The organism is Actinomadura sp. RB99, from assembly GCF_014706005.1.
Lineage (GTDB): Bacteria > Actinomycetota > Actinomycetes > Streptosporangiales > Streptosporangiaceae > Spirillospora.
The window spans coordinates 59,728-80,091 of record NZ_JABMCA010000007.1; the positions used below are offsets into that span (position 1 = coordinate 59,728).

Annotated in this window: 15 protein-coding genes; 8 read left to right on the forward strand and 7 right to left on the reverse strand. The window is 73.9% G+C overall.

The window, feature by feature from the left end; translation table 11 throughout:
- Window positions 1–16 precede the first annotated feature (16 nt).
- Together amrb99_RS08925 and amrb99_RS08930 are read right to left on the reverse strand one after the other, a co-directional pair.
- On the reverse strand, window positions 17–1,801 hold the full coding sequence (locus amrb99_RS08925; protein ID WP_347256605.1) for a hypothetical protein: 1,785 nt from the start codon (window positions 1,799–1,801) through the stop codon (window positions 17–19).
- Window positions 1,802–1,970: 169 nt separating this feature from the next.
- Window positions 1,971–3,305 (reverse strand): glycosyltransferase family 2 protein, encoded by a 1,335-nt coding sequence (locus amrb99_RS08930; RefSeq protein ID WP_347256606.1) that lies wholly within the window; start codon window positions 3,303–3,305, stop codon window positions 1,971–1,973.
- Between the two features lie 527 nt (window positions 3,306–3,832).
- Here amrb99_RS08930 and amrb99_RS08935 point away from each other — a divergent pair.
- Window positions 3,833–5,452 carry a glycosyltransferase family 39 protein gene (locus tag amrb99_RS08935; RefSeq protein WP_241755394.1) on the forward strand — a complete coding sequence of 540 codons (1,620 nt, stop codon included), beginning with the start codon at window positions 3,833–3,835 and terminating at the stop codon, window positions 5,450–5,452.
- 86 nt (window positions 5,453–5,538) lie between these two features.
- Here the strand turns inward: amrb99_RS08935 and amrb99_RS08940 are convergent, their stop codons facing one another.
- Window positions 5,539–5,838, reverse strand: coding sequence for a hypothetical protein (locus amrb99_RS08940; protein ID WP_190854577.1), 300 nt, complete (start codon window positions 5,836–5,838; stop codon window positions 5,539–5,541).
- A gap of 191 nt (window positions 5,839–6,029) precedes the next feature.
- Complete coding sequence (rsmI, locus tag amrb99_RS08945; protein WP_190854579.1) at window positions 6,030–6,869, reverse strand: 16S rRNA (cytidine(1402)-2'-O)-methyltransferase; 840 nt, start codon at window positions 6,867–6,869, stop codon at window positions 6,030–6,032.
- 76 nt (window positions 6,870–6,945) lie between these two features.
- Here rsmI and amrb99_RS08950 point away from each other — a divergent pair, with 76 nt between their 5' ends.
- Window positions 6,946–8,649: a phospholipid carrier-dependent glycosyltransferase gene (locus amrb99_RS08950; protein WP_190854581.1), complete on the forward strand. Its 1,704-nt coding sequence runs from the start codon at window positions 6,946–6,948 to the stop codon at window positions 8,647–8,649.
- A gap of 25 nt (window positions 8,650–8,674) precedes the next feature.
- Here amrb99_RS08950 and amrb99_RS08955 read toward each other — a convergent pair whose 3' ends face one another.
- A complete protein-coding gene (locus tag amrb99_RS08955; protein ID WP_190854583.1) occupies window positions 8,675–9,877 on the reverse strand; it encodes an MFS transporter in 1,203 nt (400 codons plus the stop codon).
- Window positions 9,878–9,991: 114 nt separating this feature from the next.
- Here amrb99_RS08955 and amrb99_RS08960 point away from each other — a divergent pair, with 114 nt between their 5' ends.
- From amrb99_RS08960 to bla, 3 genes are all read left to right on the forward strand, one after another.
- Window positions 9,992–10,996, forward strand: a complete 1,005-nt coding sequence (locus amrb99_RS08960; protein WP_190854585.1) for a substrate-binding domain-containing protein — start codon at window positions 9,992–9,994, stop codon at window positions 10,994–10,996.
- Window positions 10,997–11,105: 109 nt separating this feature from the next.
- Window positions 11,106–12,137, forward strand: coding sequence for a magnesium transporter CorA family protein (locus amrb99_RS08965; RefSeq protein ID WP_190854588.1), 1,032 nt, complete (start codon window positions 11,106–11,108; stop codon window positions 12,135–12,137).
- A 105-nt stretch (window positions 12,138–12,242) separates the two neighbouring features.
- Window positions 12,243–13,211 (forward strand): class A beta-lactamase, encoded by a 969-nt coding sequence (gene bla / locus amrb99_RS08970; RefSeq protein ID WP_190854590.1) that lies wholly within the window; start codon window positions 12,243–12,245, stop codon window positions 13,209–13,211.
- Window positions 13,212–13,286: 75 nt separating this feature from the next.
- Here the strand turns inward: bla and amrb99_RS08975 are convergent, their stop codons facing one another.
- A complete protein-coding gene (locus amrb99_RS08975; protein WP_190854592.1) occupies window positions 13,287–14,936 on the reverse strand; it encodes a penicillin-binding transpeptidase domain-containing protein in 1,650 nt (549 codons plus the stop codon).
- A 108-nt stretch (window positions 14,937–15,044) separates the two neighbouring features.
- Between amrb99_RS08975 and amrb99_RS08980 the strand changes: the two genes are divergently transcribed.
- Both amrb99_RS08980 and amrb99_RS08985 read left to right on the forward strand, forming a co-directional pair.
- Window positions 15,045–16,007: a LysR substrate-binding domain-containing protein gene (locus amrb99_RS08980; protein WP_190854594.1), complete on the forward strand. Its 963-nt coding sequence runs from the start codon at window positions 15,045–15,047 to the stop codon at window positions 16,005–16,007.
- A complete protein-coding gene (locus amrb99_RS08985) occupies window positions 16,004–16,912 on the forward strand; it encodes a serine hydrolase (protein WP_190854596.1) in 909 nt (302 codons plus the stop codon). Before amrb99_RS08980 ends, amrb99_RS08985 begins: the two co-directional genes overlap by 4 nt.
- A gap of 8 nt (window positions 16,913–16,920) precedes the next feature.
- On the opposite strand, the gene amrb99_RS08990 is transcribed toward amrb99_RS08985, so the two are convergent.
- Complete coding sequence (locus amrb99_RS08990) at window positions 16,921–17,448, reverse strand: hypothetical protein (RefSeq protein ID WP_190854598.1); 528 nt, start codon at window positions 17,446–17,448, stop codon at window positions 16,921–16,923.
- A 178-nt stretch (window positions 17,449–17,626) separates the two neighbouring features.
- On the opposite strand from amrb99_RS08990, the gene amrb99_RS08995 reads away from it, so the two are divergent.
- On the forward strand, window positions 17,627–20,335 hold the full coding sequence (locus tag amrb99_RS08995; protein ID WP_190854601.1) for an AAA family ATPase: 2,709 nt from the start codon (window positions 17,627–17,629) through the stop codon (window positions 20,333–20,335).
- Window positions 20,336–20,364: the final 29 nt, after the last annotated feature.

Below are 20,364 nucleotides of genomic sequence, written 5' to 3' on the forward strand. Positions count from 1 at the left end.
CGGCCCCGCGAGGCCGTCAGCGGGTCCAGGCGACCCAGTCGCCCTCGACGGTGCGGCGGCTGTCGACGACCTTCCAGCCGGAGGGCGCGCCGTGCGGCCAGGACCGCTCCGCCGGGACGTTCTTGGGCCACCACATGATGACCATGTCCGCGGCCCGCGGCGCCGGGGTCGTCTGGGCGTTGAAGACGCTGCCGTCGCTCCACCAGGCCCAGTAGTACTGCGACAGGCGGATCGTCCACGGGACGTTCCAGTCGATCGCCACCGACCGGGTGTCGCGCAGGCCCGGGATCCCCCGCAGGTCGGTGTGCGCGATCTCGGCGTCGACCAGCGGGTGCGCGATCCGCTCCGTGGCGGTGACCGACATCGCCAGCGTCACCGCGGCGAGGAGCCCGGCGAGGAGCGCCGGGCCGCGGCGGCGCAGCAGCACCGCCGCGACCGCGAGGCCGAGCAGCGCGAGCCCCGCGACGGTGGCGTGCCACAGCTCGAACGACTTCCAGTCCCAGGTGAGGAACGACGTCTCCGGGAAGTCGTACGACGTGAACGTGTACCGGGTCAGCCGGTCGCCCGCGTACCACTGGACCACGCACGCCGCCAGGAGCGTCAGCACGGCGGCCGAGCCCGCCACGAGCGCCAGCGTCCGCCGCGACGCCCGCAGCAGCACCGCGATCCCCACCATGAACAGGACCGGGGTGATGCACGCCAGGTAGCGGCCGTAGACGTAGTTGCCGATCCGGTACTCGTCCGGGAGCGCCGCGGACGTCGCGAACGCGATCCCCGCCACGATCGCGAGGACGCCGAGCGCCAGCGTCCGCTGCCGGAGCGGCGTGCCGCGCCGGGCGGCGACGAACGCGACCGTGATGAGGCCGATCGCCGCGATCCCGCCCGTCGCGACGGCCTGATACCAGATCTGGCCGGTGCCGAGCGACAGCATCCAGGCCCAGCCGTCCTGCGTGGTGACGCGGCGGACGAGGTTCCCGCTCAGGTCGTTGTCGCCGGACGGGTACATGTGCGGCAGCAGCGAACGGTTCAGCAGCGTCCCCGCGCCGACCGCGGCGGCGAGGACGAGGGCCTGCACCGCGACGCCCCGCCAGGGCCGCCACCGGAACACCAGGGCGGCCGCCAGCAGCACGGCGTGGACGCCCAGCAGGATCGTCCCGCGCGTGTGCGAGGTGTAGGCGAACGCGACGAGCAGCGACGCGCCCGCCCCGTACAGCGCGACCCGCGGCGTCTCCCCTGCGGGCGAGCGCCCGGCGTGAAGCCAGGTGTGGACGAACAGCAGCCAGCCCACCACGACCACCGGCAGGACCGCGTCCGTCAACGCGAACTCGGAGAAGAACAGCACGCCCGGCAGCAGCGCCGTGACGTGCGCGAACAGGTACGACCAGCGCCGGCGCACCTGGAACGCCCGCAGCATCAGGTAGGCCAGCGGCATCATCAGCGCGCTGATCAGGGCGTTGACGACCAGCGCGCCCCGGTACACGCTCACCGGGTCGTGCGCGATCCACAGCACCGGCGTCAGCAGCAGCGGGTAGCCGCCGCGGTACACCGTCCCGTACGACATGTCGGCGTCAGGACCGCCGGTCAGGACCCGGGCGGCGAACAGGTACCCCGACTCGTCCGGCGTCGCCACCGGCATCGTCTGCCCGGACGCGAGCCACAGCCGCACCGCGGCCTGCACCGCCCAGCCGAGGACGAACAGCAGCACCCAGCGGCGCCGCCCCATCGATGCCGGAGCGTCCCGTCCGGCGGGGGGCGCGGCGGGCGGGCGGGACAGGACCGGCGGCGCGGCCTCGGTGCTCACGGCCGCCCGGTCCGCCGGCCGCGCGCGGTCAGGGAACGAAGATCCATGTTCGTCTCAGCCTGTCACAGCGCCGGACGGACGGACGTTTCCGGCCGGGAAACCCTCAGCAAGTTCTCGGGTTCGGCCACGCTCCGTCACCGCGCCGGAACCACGGGGGTTCGGAGGCCGGTCAGTGCTCGTCCGGCGTCCCGGCGGCCTCGGCCACCTCGGCGGGGCCGGCGGCGTCCGCGGCGGCCTTCTCCGCGTCCTCGGAGGCGGCGTCCGCTTCGGCGGCCGCGGTCTGGCGCTCGCCGGCGACCTTGTGCGCGGCGGCGTCCACCACGCCCGCGGCCTCCTCGGCCGGGTCGGTGAGCGGCGGGTGCTGGCGGCGGCGGATGCCGAGGATGCTGACGAACAGCGACGCGAACATCACCTGGAAGCTCATGACCAGCGCGGTCGCGGCCGGCACGACGATGCGCAGCGAGTCGCGCGGGTCCAGCTCGCCGAAGCTGTGCCCCCGCCAGTGCAGCAGCGAGGCGACGAGGCCGGCGAGGCCCGCGATGGCCAGCAGCCCGCCGGTCAGCAGGCCGCGCTCCAGGCTCCACCAGTCGATGAGCCTCTGCACCCGGCGGTCGTGCGGCAGGAATCCCTCCTGCATCGCGTACACCTTGGTGAGCAGCGCGAACAGCACCGCCTGGAAGCCGATCACCAGCGCGGCGGACGCGCCGACGAGGGTGTCGACGTCGAAGGCGATCGCGCCGATCCGCACCGGCCCGGCGGAGATCGCGATGCCGGCCAGCAGGCCGAGGGTCATGAAGACCAGGCCGGGGATGAGGAACAGCCAGCGCGGGCTGTACAGCATGAGGAACCGCAGGTGCCGCCAGCCGTCCCGCCAGGTGTTCAGGTGCGGGGCGCGGGTCCGGCCGTCCGGCGACAGCGTCGTCGGGACCTCGCGGATGTCGTACTTCTGCAGGGTCGCCTTGACGACCATCTCGCTGGCGAACTCCATGCCGCCGGTCTGCAGGCCGAGCCGCAGGATCGCGTCCCGGTCGAACGCGCGCAGCCCGCAGTGGAAGTCGCCGATCTTGCTGCCGAAGAACAGCCGGCCGACGAAGCTGAGCACCGGGTTGCCCAGGTAGCGGTGCAGGGGCGGCATGGCGCCGGGCGCGATGCCGCCCTTGAACCGGTTGCCCATGACGAGGTCGGCGCCGTCGCGCAGCTCGTCCAGGAACGGGCCGAGGGTGGTGAAGTCGTAGGAGTCGTCGGCGTCGCCCATCGCCACGTACTTGCCGCGCGCGGCCCGGATCCCGCCCATCAGCGCGTTGCCGTAGCCCTTGTCGACCACCGGCACGACGCGCGCCCCGGCGTCCCGGGCGAGCTGCTGGCTGCCGTCCGTGCTGCCGTTGTCGGCGATGACGACCTCGCCGTCGATACCGCTGTCCTCAAAGAAGCCGATCGTCTTGCGGACACAGGTCTCGACCGTTTCGGCCTCGTTCAGGCATGGCATCACTACGGAGAGTTCCACGCGATCTCCTTCGTTACCCCTGGTGACCGTTGGCGGTGCGGTTGTCTGGTCTCATGGTGTATCCGCCCGGCGGCCCGTCGTCGTTCATGATGCCTGCCGTGGACGGGTGATGGTGGCCGCTCTCCATAAGAGCACCCGTATCGTGTTGCCTACTTGCAACCGAAAAACCCTCTCCGCCGCGAACCGGGCGGCAGGCTAGGACGTCAAGCATACGGGTATGGCGGCCCGGAAAGGGTGGGTCGACTGTGACGCGCGGCGGAGGACGCAGTGCCACAGGTCCGAGGACAGAGCGGCGGAGGGGAGGTGCCGGAGTGGCTGTCGAATCGCCGCGCGGTGCCGAGCTGAAGGGGGCCGCGGCGGACGCGGGCACGGCGGAGACCTCCCAGGTCACGGCGGATACCGGGGCCGTCGCGGAGGGGCCGGGAACGGCCCGCGACACGCCCGGCGGACCGGAACCGGAGAACGGTTCCCCGGCGGTCGCGGAGGCACCCTCCGGCGACGTCGGAAATGGCGCCGCGAATGGGGACATGAAGGAACGGGCGAACGACGGCGCGCCGCCCGGCGACGCCGGCGACGCTCCAGGGGGCGCGACCGCCGCCTTCCCGCGCGCGTCGGTCCGAGTGCCGTCCCTGCGCGGGATCGGCTCGTGGCTCGGCGGGCGCGCCGGCGGGACGTGGGCGCGGATCCGGCGGCACCCGATCTTCAGTGTGATCATTGCCACAGCGGCGCTGCTGCGGGTGGTCGCGATGGTCGGCTACCAGCCGGCGATGTTCTTCAACGACAGCTTCGACTACCTGCACGTGGCGATGGGGCTGTACCCGCACCCGCTGCGGCCCGACGGCTACTCGTTCCTGCTGTGGGCGCTGAAGCCGTTCCACAGCTTCGCGCTGGTCGCCGCCGTCCAGCACCTCATGGGCCTGGGCATGGGCGTGATGATCTACGCGCTGCTGCGCCGCAAGTTCGGGCTGCCCGGCTGGGGCGCCTCGCTCGCCACGGTGCCGGTGCTGTTCGATGCCTACCAGATCCAGCTCGAGCACCTCGTCCTGTCCGACACGACGTTCACCTTCCTGGTGATGGTCGCGGTGACGCTGCTGCTGTGGCACGACCGGCCGTCCTGGAGGATCGCGCTGGCGATCGGGCTGATCGTCGGGTTCTCCTGGCTGACCCGGTCGGTCGGCGCGCCGGTGCTGCTCGGCGTGCTGGCGTACATGCTGATCCGGCGCATGGGCTGGCGGACGATGGCGATCACCGCGGCGGCGTGCGCGCTGCCGGTGCTGTCCTACATGACCTGGTACAAGGTGGACAGCGGCAAGTTCGCGATCACCGAGAGCAACGGGATCTTCCTGTACGCGCGGGCCTACAAGTTCGCCGACTGCCACAAGATGCACGGGCTTCCGGTCAGCGAGTACCCGCTGTGCACCGAGCCGGCGAACCGGCTGCCGAACTCCCAGGACGGCATCTGGAACGCGGCCTCGCCGCTGAACCGCTTCCCCGGGACCCGGTTCAGCCCCGAGAACAACGCGGCCAGCAACGACTTCGCCAAGCGCGCCATCCTCGCCCAGCCCGGCGACTACCTGAAGGTCGTCGCCCACGACTTCTTCCGCGTGTTCCGCTGGAACCGGACGGTGTTCCCGGACAAGGCGACCTACTCGCAGTACGAGTTCGGCACGAAGGGCAACGCGCTGCCCGACTGGCGGATGGACGCCGACTCGACCGCGTCCGGCGAGGCCCGGGCGTACGAGCACGGCGACGCCCGCACCCGCGTGATCGAGCCGTTCGGCGGCGTCATGCGCGGCTACCAGGACGCGGTCTACCTGCGCGGGACGATGCTCGGCGGCGTGCTGCTGCTCGGGCTCGGCGGCATGGTCGCGCTGTGGCGGCGGTTCGGCGGCGAGGCGCTGCTGCCGTGGACGCTGGCGACCGGGCTGCTGCTCGCGCCCGCCGCGACCGCCGAGTTCGACTACCGGTACGTGCTGCCGGCCGTCCCGCTGGCCGCGCTGGCCGCCGGGATGGCGTTCACGCCGGAGGTCCGGCACCGGCTGGACGGCTGGTGGCGGCGGCTGCGCGGGCGTCCGGGCCCGGCCCGGTCGCTGGACGTCCCGTCCGAGCCCGTCGGGCGGAAGGTCCCGGAGGTCACCGCCGGCTGACGGCCCTCCGGGACCCGCCGGCGGTCAACCATCCGCGGCCGGCGGTCAGCGCCTGGCCCCAGGGGCCCGGTCGTGGCCGCTCCCGGTCACCAGGCGTGGATGCGGCGGAGGTGGAACACCATCGCCACGTCGCTCCCGTCGCGGACCGGGGGCATCTCCCCGGCCTTGCGGGACGCCGCCCACGCCTTGACGTTCCGGCTCTGGCACTTCGGGCACAGGGAGTCCGTCCACGGCGTCGTGCACGGCTGGCCGTTCCGCTCATAGATGACGGCCTCGTTGCCGTGCCCATCGCCGACATGACGGACCTCGAGAACCTCGTCCCAGGTCGTCTCGCAGCACAGGCATTCGTAGACCCATGCCTCACGGCTCGACCATGCATCCTGCATGGCCCTCACCCCCTCGGTGACGCCATCTCGCGCTACCGGCGGCATCTCGTGCCGTCTGCCCGGCTCGCGCCGGGCTCTGAGCCGCGGGGTCCCACAAAGCATGGTGGCTCCGCCGGTCCTCTAGTGGTCCAGCGCGGGCCACCGAAGGAGCTATTCCCCCGAAATCAGCCTTTGGATCGTTCCGTACGGGGTCACTGTTTCCTGGCGGCGACGACAGCGTCGTAGACGGTCCCGCGTGGTACGCCGTTCTCCTTGGCGATCTCCCGGATCGCCTGGTTGCGCGGGGTTCCGGCGGCCTCCCGGGCGGCGACGGCGGCGACCAGGTCGGCCGGATCGGACAGCCCGGCGGGCTTCGGCGCGCCGCCCACGACCACGGTGATCTCGCCGCGCACGTCCCGCTCCGCGGCCCATCCGGCCAGCTCGGCGAGGCCGCCGCGGCGGACCTCCTCGTAGGTCTTGGTCAGCTCCCGGCAGACGGCGGCCGGACGGTCCGCCCCGAACGCCGCCGCCATGGCGCGCAGCGTGTCCGCCAGCCGGCGCGGCGACTCGAAGAACACCATGGTGCGGGGCTCGGCGGCGAGGGCCTCCAGCCGCCGCGCCTGCTCGCCCTTCTTGCGCGGCGGGAAGCCCTCGAAGCAGAACCGGTCCGTCGGCAGCCCCGACACGACCAGCGCGGTGGTGACGGCGGACGGCCCGGGCAGCACCGAGACCGGCACGTCCCGCTCCACCGCGGCGCGCACCAGCCGGTACCCCGGGTCGGACACGCCCGGCATCCCCGCGTCGGTGATCACCAGGACGTCCCGTCCGGCGAGCAGGTCCTCCAGCAGCTCTTCGGCGCGCGCGCTCTCGTTCTGGTCGTAGTAGGACACGACGCGCCCGACGAGCTCGACGCCGAGGTCGGCGGCGAGCCGGCGCAGCCGCCGGGTGTCCTCTGCGGCGATCACCGGCGCGGCCGCCAGCGCGTCCCGCAGCCGCACCGACGCGTCCCCGGCCTGCCCGATCGGCGCCGCCGCCAGCAGCAAAGTCCCCATCACGGTCCCATCCTCCCAGGGGCGCCGCGCGCCGGGACCGGGCCGGGCGGCCGGGAGTCGGCTTTACGATTGCGAGATGGCGACGACGGATCTGGCTCCGGCGAACGCGTCCCGGTGGCGGCCGCCCTCCCCCCGCGAGTGGCTCGCCCCCGCGGTCCCGGGCGGCGTCCTGGCGGGCTGGCTGGGCCCGCTGCTGGTGACGCTGTTCGCGGGCTTCCTGCGCTTCTACCGGCTCGGGCAGCCGAAGGCCGTGGTCTTCGACGAGACCTACTACGCCAAGGACGCGCTGGCCCTGCTGAAGTTCGGCTGGGAGCACAACACCGTCGACAACGCCGACAAGCTGCTGATCGCGGACCCGCACGCGAACATCTGGGGGCAGGGGCCGTCGTTCGTCGCGCACCCGCCGTTCGGCAAGTGGATGATCGCGATGGGTGAGTGGGCGTTCGGCGCGACCCCGTTCGGCTGGCGGTTCGTGCCCGCGCTGGTCGGCACCCTGTCGGTGCTGATCCTGTGCCGGGTGGCCCGCCGGATGACCGGCTCCACGCTGCTCGGCTGCGCCGCCGGGCTGCTGCTGGCGCTGGACGGCCTGGAGTTCGTGACGAGCCGCGCCGCGCTGCTGGACATCTTCGTGATGTTCTGGGTCCTGGCCGGGTTCGCGTGCCTGGTGAACGACCGGGACCGGTCCCGGTGGAGCCTCGCCGACAAGATCGAGGCGGGCCGGACGTCGGCGTACGGGCCGTTCCTGGCGCACGGGTGGCGCTGGGGCGCGGGGGTCTGCCTCGGCCTGGCGTGCGCCACCAAGTGGACGGGCGTGTTCTACGTCGCCGCGTTCGGGCTGATGGTGGTGCTCTGGGACTACGGCGCGCGGCGCGCGGCCGGGGTGCGGGAACCGATCGCCGGGACGCTGCTGCTGGACGCGGGGCCGGCGTTCGTCCAGCTCGTGGTGGTGGCGCTGGTCTCCTACCTGGCGACCTGGTCGGGCTGGATCTTCAAGCCGGGCGGGTGGGGGCGCGGACACGCGTCGAGCCACTGGTGGTGGCGGCCGTTCGAGGCGATGCCGCGCCTGTGGGACTACCACCGGCAGATGCTGGACTTCCACAACAACCTGGACGCCAAGCACCCGTACCAGTCGTGGCCGTGGGACTGGCCGGTCCTGCGGCGCCCGGTGGCGTTCTTCTACACCGAGCCGAAGTCGTGCGGGGCGCCGCGGTGCTCGCGGGAGATCCTCGGGATCGGGACGCCCGCGCTGTGGTGGGGGGCGCTGGCCGCGCTGATCGTGGTGCTGTTCATCTGGCTGGTCCTGCGCGACTGGCGGGCCGGGGCGATCGTGCTGGGGTTCCTCGCGGGCTGGCTGACCTGGTTCCCGTCGGCGTTCCGCGACCGGACGATGTTCCTGTTCTACGCGACGCCGCTGATCCCGTTCATGGTGCTGGCGGTCGTGCTGGTGCTCGGCTATCTGATTGGACCGGCGTCCGGGCTGGTGGGGGCGCACGCGGCGGCGTCCGGGCGGCCTGCGGAGGACGGCGCGCGGCCGGCCTACGAGGAGGACGCGTTCCCCGACGATCTGCACGGGCCGAGCGGCGCGCGGGTCGCGCCGGTCCCGGCGTCGGTGCCGTCGCCGGTGCCGCCGGGGGTGCGGCGCCTCGTCGGCGCGGCCGCCGCGGGCGCGTTCCTGCTGGTGGTGCTGGCGAACTTCGCCTACTTCTATCCGATCCTGGCGGCGCAGACGCTGACCTACGACGACTGGCACGCCCGGATCTGGTTCAAGTCCTGGATCTGATGCGCGGCCCGGCCCGGGGGCGTCCCTAAGAGAGGACCTCGGCCGGGACGGGCCGGGCGGCGGCGGGGCGCAGCGTCCGGGCGCCGAGCAGGCATAGGGTGAGGGCGAGGACGCCGCCCATCCCGGCGCCGGCGAACGCGCCCGGCACCCCGGCGAGCTTCTCGCCGAACCCGGCGACCGCGGAGCCGGCGGCGCCGCCCGCGCCGACCGCAGCGACGACCCACGCGAACGCCTCGGTGACGGTGCCGCTCGGCGCGAGCCGGTCGACGAGGGTGAAGCTGCAGGCCAGCACGGGTGCGAGGAACACGCCGCTGGCGAACGCCAGCACCGACATCACGGGCAGGCCGGGCGCGAGGACGAGCGGCACGTACCCGGCGGCGAGCGCGGCGAGCAGCCACGGCAGCCGCCGGTGCGGCTCGCCGGACCACGGCCGCGCGCCGTAGACGATGCCGCCGGTGAGCGCGCCGGCGGCCATGCAGGCGAGGAGCAGCCCGGAGGCGATGCCGCTGTCGAGGCGTTCGGCGTAGGCGACGACGGCGACCGCGTACACGCCGAGCGCGATGCCGGCGCAGGCGAGGGAGACCAGCAGGACGCGCAGCCCGGTCGAGCGCAGCGGCCCGGCCCAGTCGGCGGCGCGCGGCTCGCCCGTCCAGCGGCGCGACGGCCCGGACAGCGCGACGACGAGGGTCCCGGCGATGCCGACCAGGCCGGTGAGGACGAGCGCGGTCTCGGTGCCGGCCGCGGCCGCGGCGACGACGAGGAGCGGCCCGACGGAGAAGAGGATCTCCTGGGCGGCGGCGTCGAGCGCGTAGGCGGCGTCGACCTGCTCGGGGCCGTCGAGGACGTCGGGCCACAGCGCCCGGAGCCCGGCCTCCAGCGGCGGCGTCGCGAACCCGGCGAGGACGACGGCGGCGACGGCGAGGGGCAGCGGGCGCGCGCCGACGGCCGCGAGCAGCGTGAACCCGGCGGCGGAGAGGCAGGCGGCGGGCAGCAGGACGCGCGGCTGCCCGTAGCGGTCCATGGCGCGGCCGAGGACGGGCTGGCCGGCGGCCATCGCCAGGCCGAGGACGGCGGCGAGAGTGCCGGCGAGCGGGTAGCCGCCGCCGTCGGCGCGCACGTGCAGGACGACGGCGAGCGCGCCCATCCCGTTCGGCAGCCGGCCGAACAGCGTCCCGCCGAGCAGCCGCGCCGCGTGCGGCCGCCTCAGGAAGACGACATAGCCCCGCATTCTGTGCCCCCGTCGTGGCCGTCATACGTATTACCCCGTGGGTCATACGTACCACTTCCCGAGTGTCCGGCTCTAGTCTGTTTTTCGTGTCCGACGTCCCCGAGGGAGGCCCAGGTGCCGGTGGCAGGCCGTCCCACCAGTAAGGACGTCGCCCAGGAGGCCGGGGTCTCGCAGTCCACGGTGTCGCTGGTCCTGGGCGGCAAGTGGAGCGGCCGCGTCTCCCCCGCCACCGCGCGCAGCGTCCGGGTCGCCGCCGAGCGGCTCGGCTACCGGCCGAACCAGGCCGCGCGGAACCTGCGGCTCGGCACCACCCGGACCGTCCTGCTGATGGTGCCGACGCTCACCGCGCCGTTCTTCGGCCCCGTCTACACCGGCGCGGCGCGGGTCGCGGCGCGGCACGGGTTCGGGGTGGTGGTGTCCACCTGGCCGGCCGACGCGGACGGCCCGGCCGAGAGCCCGTTCCCCGCGCCGCACGAGGCGATCGACGGGGTGCTGGCGTCGTCGATGCCCGCGGCGGCGCTGGAGCGGTTCCACGGGACGCCCGCGGTGCTGCTCGACAGCGGACCGGACGCCGACGTCCCGACCGTCGACTTCGGGGTGGCCGCCGGGATGCGCGCGATCGCCCGGCACCTGGCCGGGCTCGGGCACCGCCGGTTCGGGCATGTCGCGGCGGGCGTCGACCAGTGGACGTTCCGGGCCCGCGCCGAGGTGCTCGCGGCCGAGGTCGCGGCGCTGCCCGGCGGCGAGCTGGCCCGGTCGGCGTGCGCGATCGACGTCGCCTCGGCGCGGGACGCGGCGCAGCGGCTGCTCGCCCGCCCCGATCCGCCGACCGCGCTGGTCTGCGACGACGACCTGATCGCCGCGGGCGCCTACAAGGCGGCGCGCGCGCTCGGGCTGGACGTGCCGGGCGAGCTGTCGGTCACCGGGTTCGACGACGTGCTGCTGGCGACCGCGCTGGAGCCGGAGCTGACGACGGTCCGGCTGCCCGCCGAGGAGATGGGCGCCCAGGGCATGACCGCGCTGCTGGACCTGCTGGACGGCGGCCGTCCGGCGCCCCGGGTGCTGCCCGGCCGGCTCGTGGTGCGCGGCTCGTCGGCGCCCCCGCGCGCGCCCCTGTGACCACGCCGCGATCCCGGCCCCGCCCTGCTCGGGCGGCCCCCGCTCGGACGGGCGCTGTGATCTCGACCGCACTCCGTGTTCCTCCGGCGACTCGGGTATAAGGGGGCCCATGGCGCATCCCTCCGAAGCCGGTGCCGAGCAGTCCCCCAGCGACCGGGACGAGGTCCCTCCGCCGCGCACCCGCGTGTGGCGCAAGGGCACGCTGGAGAAGCACGACTTCCCGGTCGCGCAGGTCAGCGACTACCTCGAAGAGGACGACACGGTCGTGTGGGTCGACCTGTGCGCGCCGCAGAGCGCCGACCTGCGGGTGATCGGCGACGAGCTGGGCCTGGACCCGGTGGCGGTCGAGGACGCGGTGTCCCGGCACGAGCGGGCCAAGATCGACCGCTACGAGGGGTACGCGTTCCTGAACGTCTACGTGCCGCGGATCGAGGACGGCGAGCTGACGCTGTACGAGGTGTCGGCGTTCCTGGCCGAGCGCGCGCTGGTCACCGTCCGGCAGGGCCCCGGCTTCGACATCGACGCGCTGATCAAGCGGTGGGACGAGAGCCCGGGCGTGGACATCGCCTCGGCCGGCGCGGGCTACCTGCTCTACGGGCTGCTCGACATGGTCGTGGACCTGCAGCTGGAGGCGGTGCAGGCGCTGGACGACGAGGCCGACGAGGTCGAGTCGATGATCTTCGACGAGGCGTTCGAGGTGCGGGAGATCCAGCGGCGCAGCTTCCGGCTGCGCAAGAACCTGGTGGCGCTGCGCCGGGTCGCGCTGCCGATGCGCGAGGTGGTGAACACGCTGCTCCGCCGCGACCTGCGGATGATCACCCCGGCGCTCGCGCCCTACCTCCAGGACGTCTACGACCACACGCTCCGCGTCGGCGAGTGGACCGACAGCCTGCGCGACCTCGTCGCGAACCTGCTGGACACCCGGATCGCGCTGCAGGGCAACCGGATGAACGAGGTGATGAAGAAGGTCACCAGCTGGGCGGCGATCATCGCGGTGCCGACGGCGGTCACCGGCTTCTACGGGCAGAACGTGCCGTATCCGGGGTTCTCCACGCATTCGGGGTTCATCGTCAGCTCGATCATCATCGTGGTGTGCAGCGTCGCACTCTACACCGTCTTCAAATTGCGCGACTGGCTCTGAGCCGGCAGGAACCGCCGCCGAGCAGTGCGAATATCGGAATTGATATCGATGGGCCATGGATATCAATATTGGACACGGCTGCTCGGGCTCTGGTCTGCTCTCCCCATGAGCGAATACCGACACCGTCTCCGCACGACCGCGGCGATCGCCGCGTCCGCCACGGCCCTCGCCGGGCTGGCGGCGTGCGGTTCCCACGAATCCCCTGGCGAGCGGGCCGTACCGCAGAGCGCGGTCGCGCCGCTCTCCGCCTCGCCGGGCTCTCGGCCCGCCCCGTCCCAGGCCGCCGTCACGAAGAGGTTGAACGCCCTGGAGAAATCGCGCGGCGACCGTATCGGCGCCTTCGCGGTGGACACCGGGACGGGCCGTTTCGCCTCGTACCGGGCGGACGAGCGATTTGCTTTCGCGTCCACTTTCAAGGTGATGGCGTGCGGTGCCGTCCTGCGAAAGGCGCGGCGGACCGACCCGGGCCTGATGAACCGGGTCATCCATTACACGAAGAAAGACCTGGTGGACAATTCGCCGGTCACCGAGGACCACGTCAAGGACGGAATGACGGTGTCCGCCCTGTGCAAGGCGGCCATCACCCAGAGCGACAACACCGCCGGGAACCTGCTGCTCAGGCAGATCGGCGGGCCGGCGGGCGACACCGCGTTCCTCCGCTCCCTCGGCGACCGGGTCAGCCGCCACGACCGCTGGGAGACCGACCTCAACCTCTGGAAGCCGGGCGAGCTCCGCGACACCACCACCCCGCGCGCCTGGGCCGCCGACCTGCGGACCCTCACCGTCGGCGGCGCCCTCGTCCGCGCGGACCGCGACCGCCTGACGGGCTGGATGAAGCAGACGATCACCGGCGACAAGCGGATCCGCGCCGGCCTGCCGAAGGGCTGGACGGTCGGCGACAAGACCGGCACCGGCGGCACCTACGGCACCGCCAACGACATGGCGATCGCCTGGCCGCCGTCCGGCGCGCCGGTGATCATCGTGATCACCACGAACCGCCTCACGGCGGACGCCGCGGCCGACGAACCCGCCATCGCCGAGACCGCGGGCATCCTCGCCGCCGCCGTCCACTGACCGTCGCTTGCGGCGGGGTCGTCGTCATGAGCGCCGCCATGACGACGACCCCGCCGCGAGAGACCCGGGGTTCGGTCAGAGGGAGTTGAGGAAGTCGGCGGCGATCGGGGCGGCGGCCTCGGCGCCGGTGCCGCCTCCTTCGACGATGACCGCGAAGGACAGGTCGCCGCGGTAGCCGATGAACCAGGCGTGGGTCGGCGGGTTCGCGCCCGACCCGTACTCCGCCGTCCCGGTCTTCCCGGCCGTGCCGGACGGGAAGTTCACCCCCGACGCGGTGCCCTCGCTGACGACGGCCGGCATCAGCGAGTGCAGCGCCGACTTCACCGCGGGCTCCAGCCGGTGCGGCGGCTCGGCCTTGCGGCCGCCCGCGTCCACCGCCTTGGAGACCAGCGACGCGTCGACGAGCCGGGGCGAGCGCCACACGCCGCTCGCCGCCGCGCCGGCGACCGCGGCCATGTTCAGCGGGCTGGTCAGCACCTCGCCCTGCCCGAACGAGGCCGCCGCGAACGCGGTGTCGTCCTTGTTGTCCGGGAACGAGGCGCGGACGGCGGGCAGCCCGGCGACGACCGGGGCGTTGAACCCGAACTGCGCGGCGACCTGCGCGACCCGCTTCTCCCCCAGCTTGTCCACGGCGAGCCGCGCGAAGGTGGTGTTGCAGGAGTGCGCGAACGCCTCGCGGAGCGCGACGGTCCCGAAGTCCTCGTGCTGGTAGTTGTGGAAGGAGCGGCCGCCGACCGTCGTGGTGGCCGGGCAGGGCACCTTGGTGGACGGCGACATCCCGCCCGCGACGAGCGCGGCGGCGGTGACCACCTTGAAGGTGGAGCCGGGCGGGTAGCGGCCCATCAGCGCCCGGTTGTAGCCGCCGGGCTTGTTCGCGACGGCGAGGATCTCGCCGGTGGACGGCCGGAGCGCGACCAGCGACGCGGGCTTGGCGGCGGAGCCGAGCGCCTTGCCGGCCGCGGCCTGCACCTTCGGGTCGATCGTGGTGCGCAGCGGCGTGCCGTCCGCGCCGCCGAACCGCTTCAGCGTCTTCACCGGCCTGCCGGCCGCGTCGACGATCCGGACGGCGAGGGCGGGCGTGCCCGCGAGCCGCTTCTCGTACTGCTTCTGCAGCCCGTCGGCGCCGACGGTGTCGCCCTTGCGGTACGGGGCGCCGAGCTTGGCCGCGGCCTCGGCGGACGCGGGGCCGACCGGCCCGGCCAGCTGCTGGACGGACCCGGACGGCGACCCGGAGAGGCTGCTGCCATTGGCCGCCGTGATGTCGGCGCGGGCGGGCCAGGCGCGGGAGGCGCTCAGCCGCTGCCCCTCCTTCAGCCCCGGGTAGATGACGTCGGGCGACCAGGCGACCCGCCACTTGCCGCCGCTCTTGGTGAGCGGCATCGCGCCCTCGTAGCTCCAGGTGCGGGCGCCCGCGAGCGTCAGCTCGGCGGTGTACGAGCCGCCGGCGGTGTCGCCCTTCGGCTTCCCGACGGAGGCGACCGTGTAGCGCTGCGCGGTGACGCCGAGGGCGTCGTGCATGGCGGTCAGCCGGGCGGTGAAGTCGGCGGGCGGATCGGCGGTGAGCGCGAGCATCGCGGCGTAGTCGCCGCGGCTCCAGGCCGCCGCGTAGCGCTTCGCGGCGTCCTCCGGGGACTCCCCGTCCCGCAGGAACCACACCGCTCCCGCCCCCACGAGCACGGCCGCGGCCACCACGGCGGCGACGGCGACCACGCGGGATCGGCGCATCTCATGTCCTTTCGGTCGTTGGACGCCCAAGAACACCAGGTCATCGTCCAGATGTCCAAGATTGATATCCGAGTGGCAGCGATATGGATTCTGATATGGTCCCTGCTCGTGAACATCGTCGGCCATCTCGCCTGCTTCGTCGCGGTGGCCGAGGAACTGCACTTCGGGCGCGCGGCGGAGCGGCTCGGCATGGCCCAGCCGCCGCTGAGCCAGCGGATCCAGCGGCTGGAGCGCGAACTCGGGGTGCGGCTGTTCGACCGGTCCAGCCGGCGGGTGGAGCTGACCGCGCCCGGGCGGCTCCTGCTGGACGAGGCCCGTGACATCCTCACCCGCGTGGACCGCGTCTACTCCGTCGCCGAACGGGCCCGGCTCGGCGAGGTCGGCACCGTGCGCGCCGGGCTGCCGAGCGACCTCGGCGGCCCGATCGTCGCCGCGCTGATCGCCGCGTTCCGGGACCGCCGCCCGGACCTGCGCCTCGACCTGCGCGAGACGGGCACCGCCGAGCAGGTCCGCGCGCTGGCGGAGGGCGCGCTGGACGCCGGGATCGTCCGGCACCCGTGCGACTCGCGCGGCCTCGGGCTCGGCCCGATGCTGGGGCAGCCGGTCGGCGTGCTGCTGCCGGAGGGCGCCGGGCTCGCCGCGTCCCCGGAGGTGCACCTCGCCGACCTCGCCGGCCGCGACCTGGTCGTCTTCCCCCGCGAGGAGGCGCCGGGCGCCTACGACGAGGCGCTGGCCGCGTGCCGCCGGCACGGGTACGCGCCGCCCGCCGTGCACGAGGCGCGGCACCCGCAGTTCGCGCTCGGACTGGTCCTCGCCGGGACGGCCGTGGCGCTCGTCCCGCGCACCGACGACTCCGCCGGAGTGACGTGGCGTCCGGTGGTCGGCGAGCCGCTGGTGTGGCGGACGTCGTGCGCGTGGCGGCGCACCCGCGACGCCGAGCACGAGCGCGCCATCGCCGACTTCACCGCCGTCGCGACCGCGGTGCTGCGCCGCGAGGCCGGTATGGCGCCGCTGGACGCCGCGCCGCCGCGCCGCGTCGTGTCCCGCCCGTCCTCCGGGTTCCTGGCATGACCGGCACGCGGGACGCGGTGGCCGGGGACACCGCCGTACGGATCGGGGACGCGTTCCGCGCGGCGGGCGTCACCGGCTTCCTGCACGCGGCCGACATCGACACCGGCCGGGAGGTCGCGGTCCGCGCCGACGATCCGGTGGTGCTGGCGTCGGTGTTCAAGGTGCCGCTGCTGGTCGCCTTCCACCGCCGCGCCGCCGAGGGGCTGCTCGACCCGACCGAGCAGGTCACTCTGCCCGCCGGGGACCGCACGTCCGGCCCGACCGGGGTGTCGGCGCTGCTGGACGACGTGCGGATGTCGCTGCGCGACCTCGCCTGCCTGATGATCACGGTGAGCGACAACGCGGCGGCGGACGCCCTGCTGGACCGGGTCGGGCTGGACGCGGTCAACGCCGCCGCCGCCGGGCTGGGCCTGCGCGAGACCGTGGTGACGGGCGGCGGCCGGCGGCTGTTCGAGGACCTGCTCGCCGACGCGGGCGCGTCCGGGTTCCCCGAGGTGTGGGCGCGGCTGGACGAGCCCGGCATGGCGGCCCGGCTGCGCGCCCTCGACCCGGCCCGGACGAGCCGCAGCACGCCCCGCGACATGACCCGGCTGCTCGCCGCGATCTGGCGGGACGAGGCGGCGCCGCCGGACGGGTGCGCGGCGATGCGCCGGCTGTTCGGGCTGCAGGTGTGGCCGCACCGGCTGTCGTCCGGCTTCCCGTACGACGACGTGCTGGTCAGCGGGAAGACGGGGACGCTGCTGACCGTCCGCAACGAGGTCGGCGTCGTGGAGTACCCGGACGGCGGCCGGTACGCGGTCGCGGTGTTCACCCGGTCGCTGCTGCCGATCGCGGTGCTGCCGCAGGCGGACGCGGTGATCGGCACGGCGGCGCGGCTGGCCGTGGAGTCGCTCCGCCGCCCCTGACCACCGGGTCAGCGGTCGTCCAGCATGTCGAGGTCGTCCAGGGCGGTGTGGTCCATCGGGGCGAGGGACGCGTTCCTGAGCCTGCCTTCGCGGCGGCCGCGCGGCACGGCGACGGACCCGAGCTCGATGAACACGCCGGAGCAGTCGATCCCGAACCCGCCGCCGCGCTCGAAGAGCAGCACCAGCGGCTCGTAGGGGTCGGGCAGCGCGGGCAGCGGCACCTCCGCGTCATGGAGGGCGGCGAAGTGCAGCGCGGCCGCGCAGGCCCGGGACGTCGGCGACAGGTCGAGGCCGGGCACGGTGTCGAGGACGCCCCGGACGACGACCAGGTCCGCCCGGACGCCGGGGGCGATCAGGTCAGGCAGTGTCAGGAACGGCCCGGAACCCCGGAACCCGAGGTGCCGCGCCCAGCGTTCGCCGCGGTGCAGGTGCTCGCGCATGAGGGCGATGCGGGAGCGCCTGTGAAGCTCGTCACCCTCGTACGCCCAGTCGATCGCGCGCAGCCGTGCGGCCAGTTCCGCGACGCGCTCCGGCACGCCCTCACCCCCTCATCTCCGGCGATCCGCGCTGGTCCGCGCGGGCGGCACCGGACCGCTTCCGGCCGGTGACCGAACGTGGCCGACCCAATACCGATGATCCGGCCGACCGCTAAACCAGCACTCCTTTCGTAAACGTAGGCTGTACCCCTGCTTTGATCTCTCTTGGAGGAACGCGTTGCGGCTGCCGGAGCATCTGGAGCTACTGCTCACCGACGAGCCGGTGCTCGACGTCTACGCGCACGGTCCGTGGCGCGTCCCCGACGGGCTGTTCGAGGAGATCTCGGCGCGGATCGACGCGCTGGCGAACGACCCCCGCGCCGCCGACCTCACCACCGACGAGCACAAGCTGCTGACGCTGCCCGCCTCGCTGGTCACCGCGGAGATCTTCGGCATCCTGGCGTTCCTGCCCGGTGGCGGCGCGATCAAGGCGGGCTCGTGGTCGCAGCTGCCGGAGCGGCTGCTGCACCGGCACCTCGCCAACCCCGGCACGCTCAGCACCCGGATGACCCGCTGGGACGCGCCGGGCGGCCGGTGGCGCCCGCCGGTGGACTGGCTGATCGAGGCGCCCGACCGGGAGCTCGCGATCGAGCTGGCCCGCGAGTGCCTGGGCGTGCTGGAGGGCATCGAGCCGCTGGAGGAGCGCCGCAAGGCGCTGCTGCGGCTCTACGCCGACCCGCCCGAGTGCGACGTGAACCTGCCCAAGATGGAGCTGCGCGAGCACTGGCACGCGCACGCCGGCGACGACATCGTCGCCGCCGTCCCGGAGCTGCTCGGCCCCGTCGGGTACCTCGACTGGGTGTGCGAGGGGCTCCTCGCCGCGTACGGGATCCTCGCGGAGGTCGCGCCGCGCGACGAGTCCCCCGAGTCGCACCTGATCCAGCTGCTGCTGCAGGGCAGCATGGAGCACATCCCGGCGGAACTGGCCGCGGCCCTCGGCGAGGACCGCTACCACGACCTCCAGCAGCGCTTCCCGGCCGAGCGCCGCGGCTTCAAGGCCGACGCCTGGCAGCAGCGCACCCGCGCCTGGCTCGTCCGGGCGCTGGTCGCGGGCGCCGCCGACGCGTGCCGCGCCTGGCTCGACATGGCGATGCGGTTCGTCGCGATCGTCCAGGGCCTGCCGGGCGACCCGTGGTTCCCCAAGGCCGAGTGGATCCCGGTCGGCCAGTTCCAGACCGACCTGCGCCGCCTGTACGCGCCGCGCCGCCGCGTCGTCAACCCGCTCACCGAGACCCTCAAGGCGCCCGCCGCCGGCGAGGAGGGCGAGGGCGGCGGAGCGGGCGCGACGGCCGCCGGGACGCGCGCCGAGCTGGCCAGCACGCTGGTCGGGCAGCCCGAGCTGACCGCCGCGCTGGAGGAGCTGTCGCGCGGCAAGGAGCCCGTCCGGCTGCTGATCGCGGGCCCGGACGGCACCGGCAAGCGGGACGCGGCGCAGGAGCTCGGCAAGGCGCTCGCGCTCGGCCGCGACCCGCTGTGGGTCACCGACAACCTGTACGCCGGGCAGCGGCTCTCGGACGCGGTCGCCAAGCTGCACGCCGACACCCGCGACTGCGCCGGCGACCGGCTGCTGATCATCGACGGGCTGGACGGCATCGTCGCCGACCCCGGCAACGGCGAGGCCATCGCCGACGAGCTGCACCGGCTGCTGGCGATCCACGCCGACCTGAACCTCGTCGTGCTGTGCGACGCGGACGGCGACGAGCGGATCCGCGACGTCAACCCGGTGCTGCCGGGCCGGTTCCGGATCGCGCGGACGAAGCCGTTCACCGCGCAGGGCCACGCCGAGCTGTTCCGCCGGGCGCTGGACCGGCTCGGCGCGCGCGCCACCCGGCAGGCCGTCGAGGCGGCGGGCGAGCTGCTGGCGGCGACGCCGCCGATGCAGTCGCTGCGCAACGCGCGGCTGGCCCCGTACCTCGCCGACCAGGTCGTCGCGGCGGTCCGGCGGCGGACGGAGGGCGGAGCGGAGATCGTGGTGCGCAAGGGCGACATCCCGGCCGCCCTCGACACCGCCCAGTCCGCCGGGAACCCGCTGCACGAGCTGCGCGACCTCACCGGGCTCGACACCGTCAAGCACGAGATCGCGCTGCTGGTCGCGGGCACGCACGCGGCGCGGCTGCGCAGCGAGTCCGGCCTGCGGATCACGCCGCCGACGCGGCACATGGTGTTCACCGGCAACCCCGGCACCGGCAAGACGATGGTGGCGCGGCTGCTCGGCCGCATCTACAAGAAGCTCGGCGTGCTGTCGTCCGGGCACCTGGTCGAGGCGTCCCGCGCGCACCTGGTCGGCGAGTACATCGGCCAGACCGCGCCGCGCACCCGCCGGCTCGTCGAGCGCGCGATCGGCGGCGTGCTGTTCATCGACGAGGCGTACACGCTCACCCAGTCGCCGCTGAAGGGCGACTACGGCCACGAGGCCATCGCCGAGCTGGTCAAGCTGATGGAGGACCACCGCGACGACCTCGTGGTGATCGTCGCCGGCTACCAGCAGGAGATGGCCGAGTTCCTTGCCGCCAACCCCGGCCTGGACTCCCGCTTCCCCAAGCAGATCCACTTCCCCGACTACAGCGACGACGAGCTGATCACGGTGTTCGGGCAGCTCGCGGAGGCCGACGGGTTCCGGCTCGCGCCCGGCACCGAGGAGACGCTGCGCTCGATGCTGCGGACCGCGCCGCGCGGCCCGTCGTTCGGCAACGGCCGGCTGATGCGCAACCTGCTGGACGTCGCCGTCGCCAACCAGGCCGACCGGATCGCGTCCGCGGCCGTCGGCGCCGGCGGCGACGGCGGCCCGGTGAAGCCGCCCGCGAAGAAGGACCTGGTCACCCTCACCGCCGACGACCTGCCGCCGCTGCTGGACCACCCGGAGGAGTTCTTCGGCCTGTACCTGTGACGCCCGTACCCGGGACGCCTGCGGCCGTG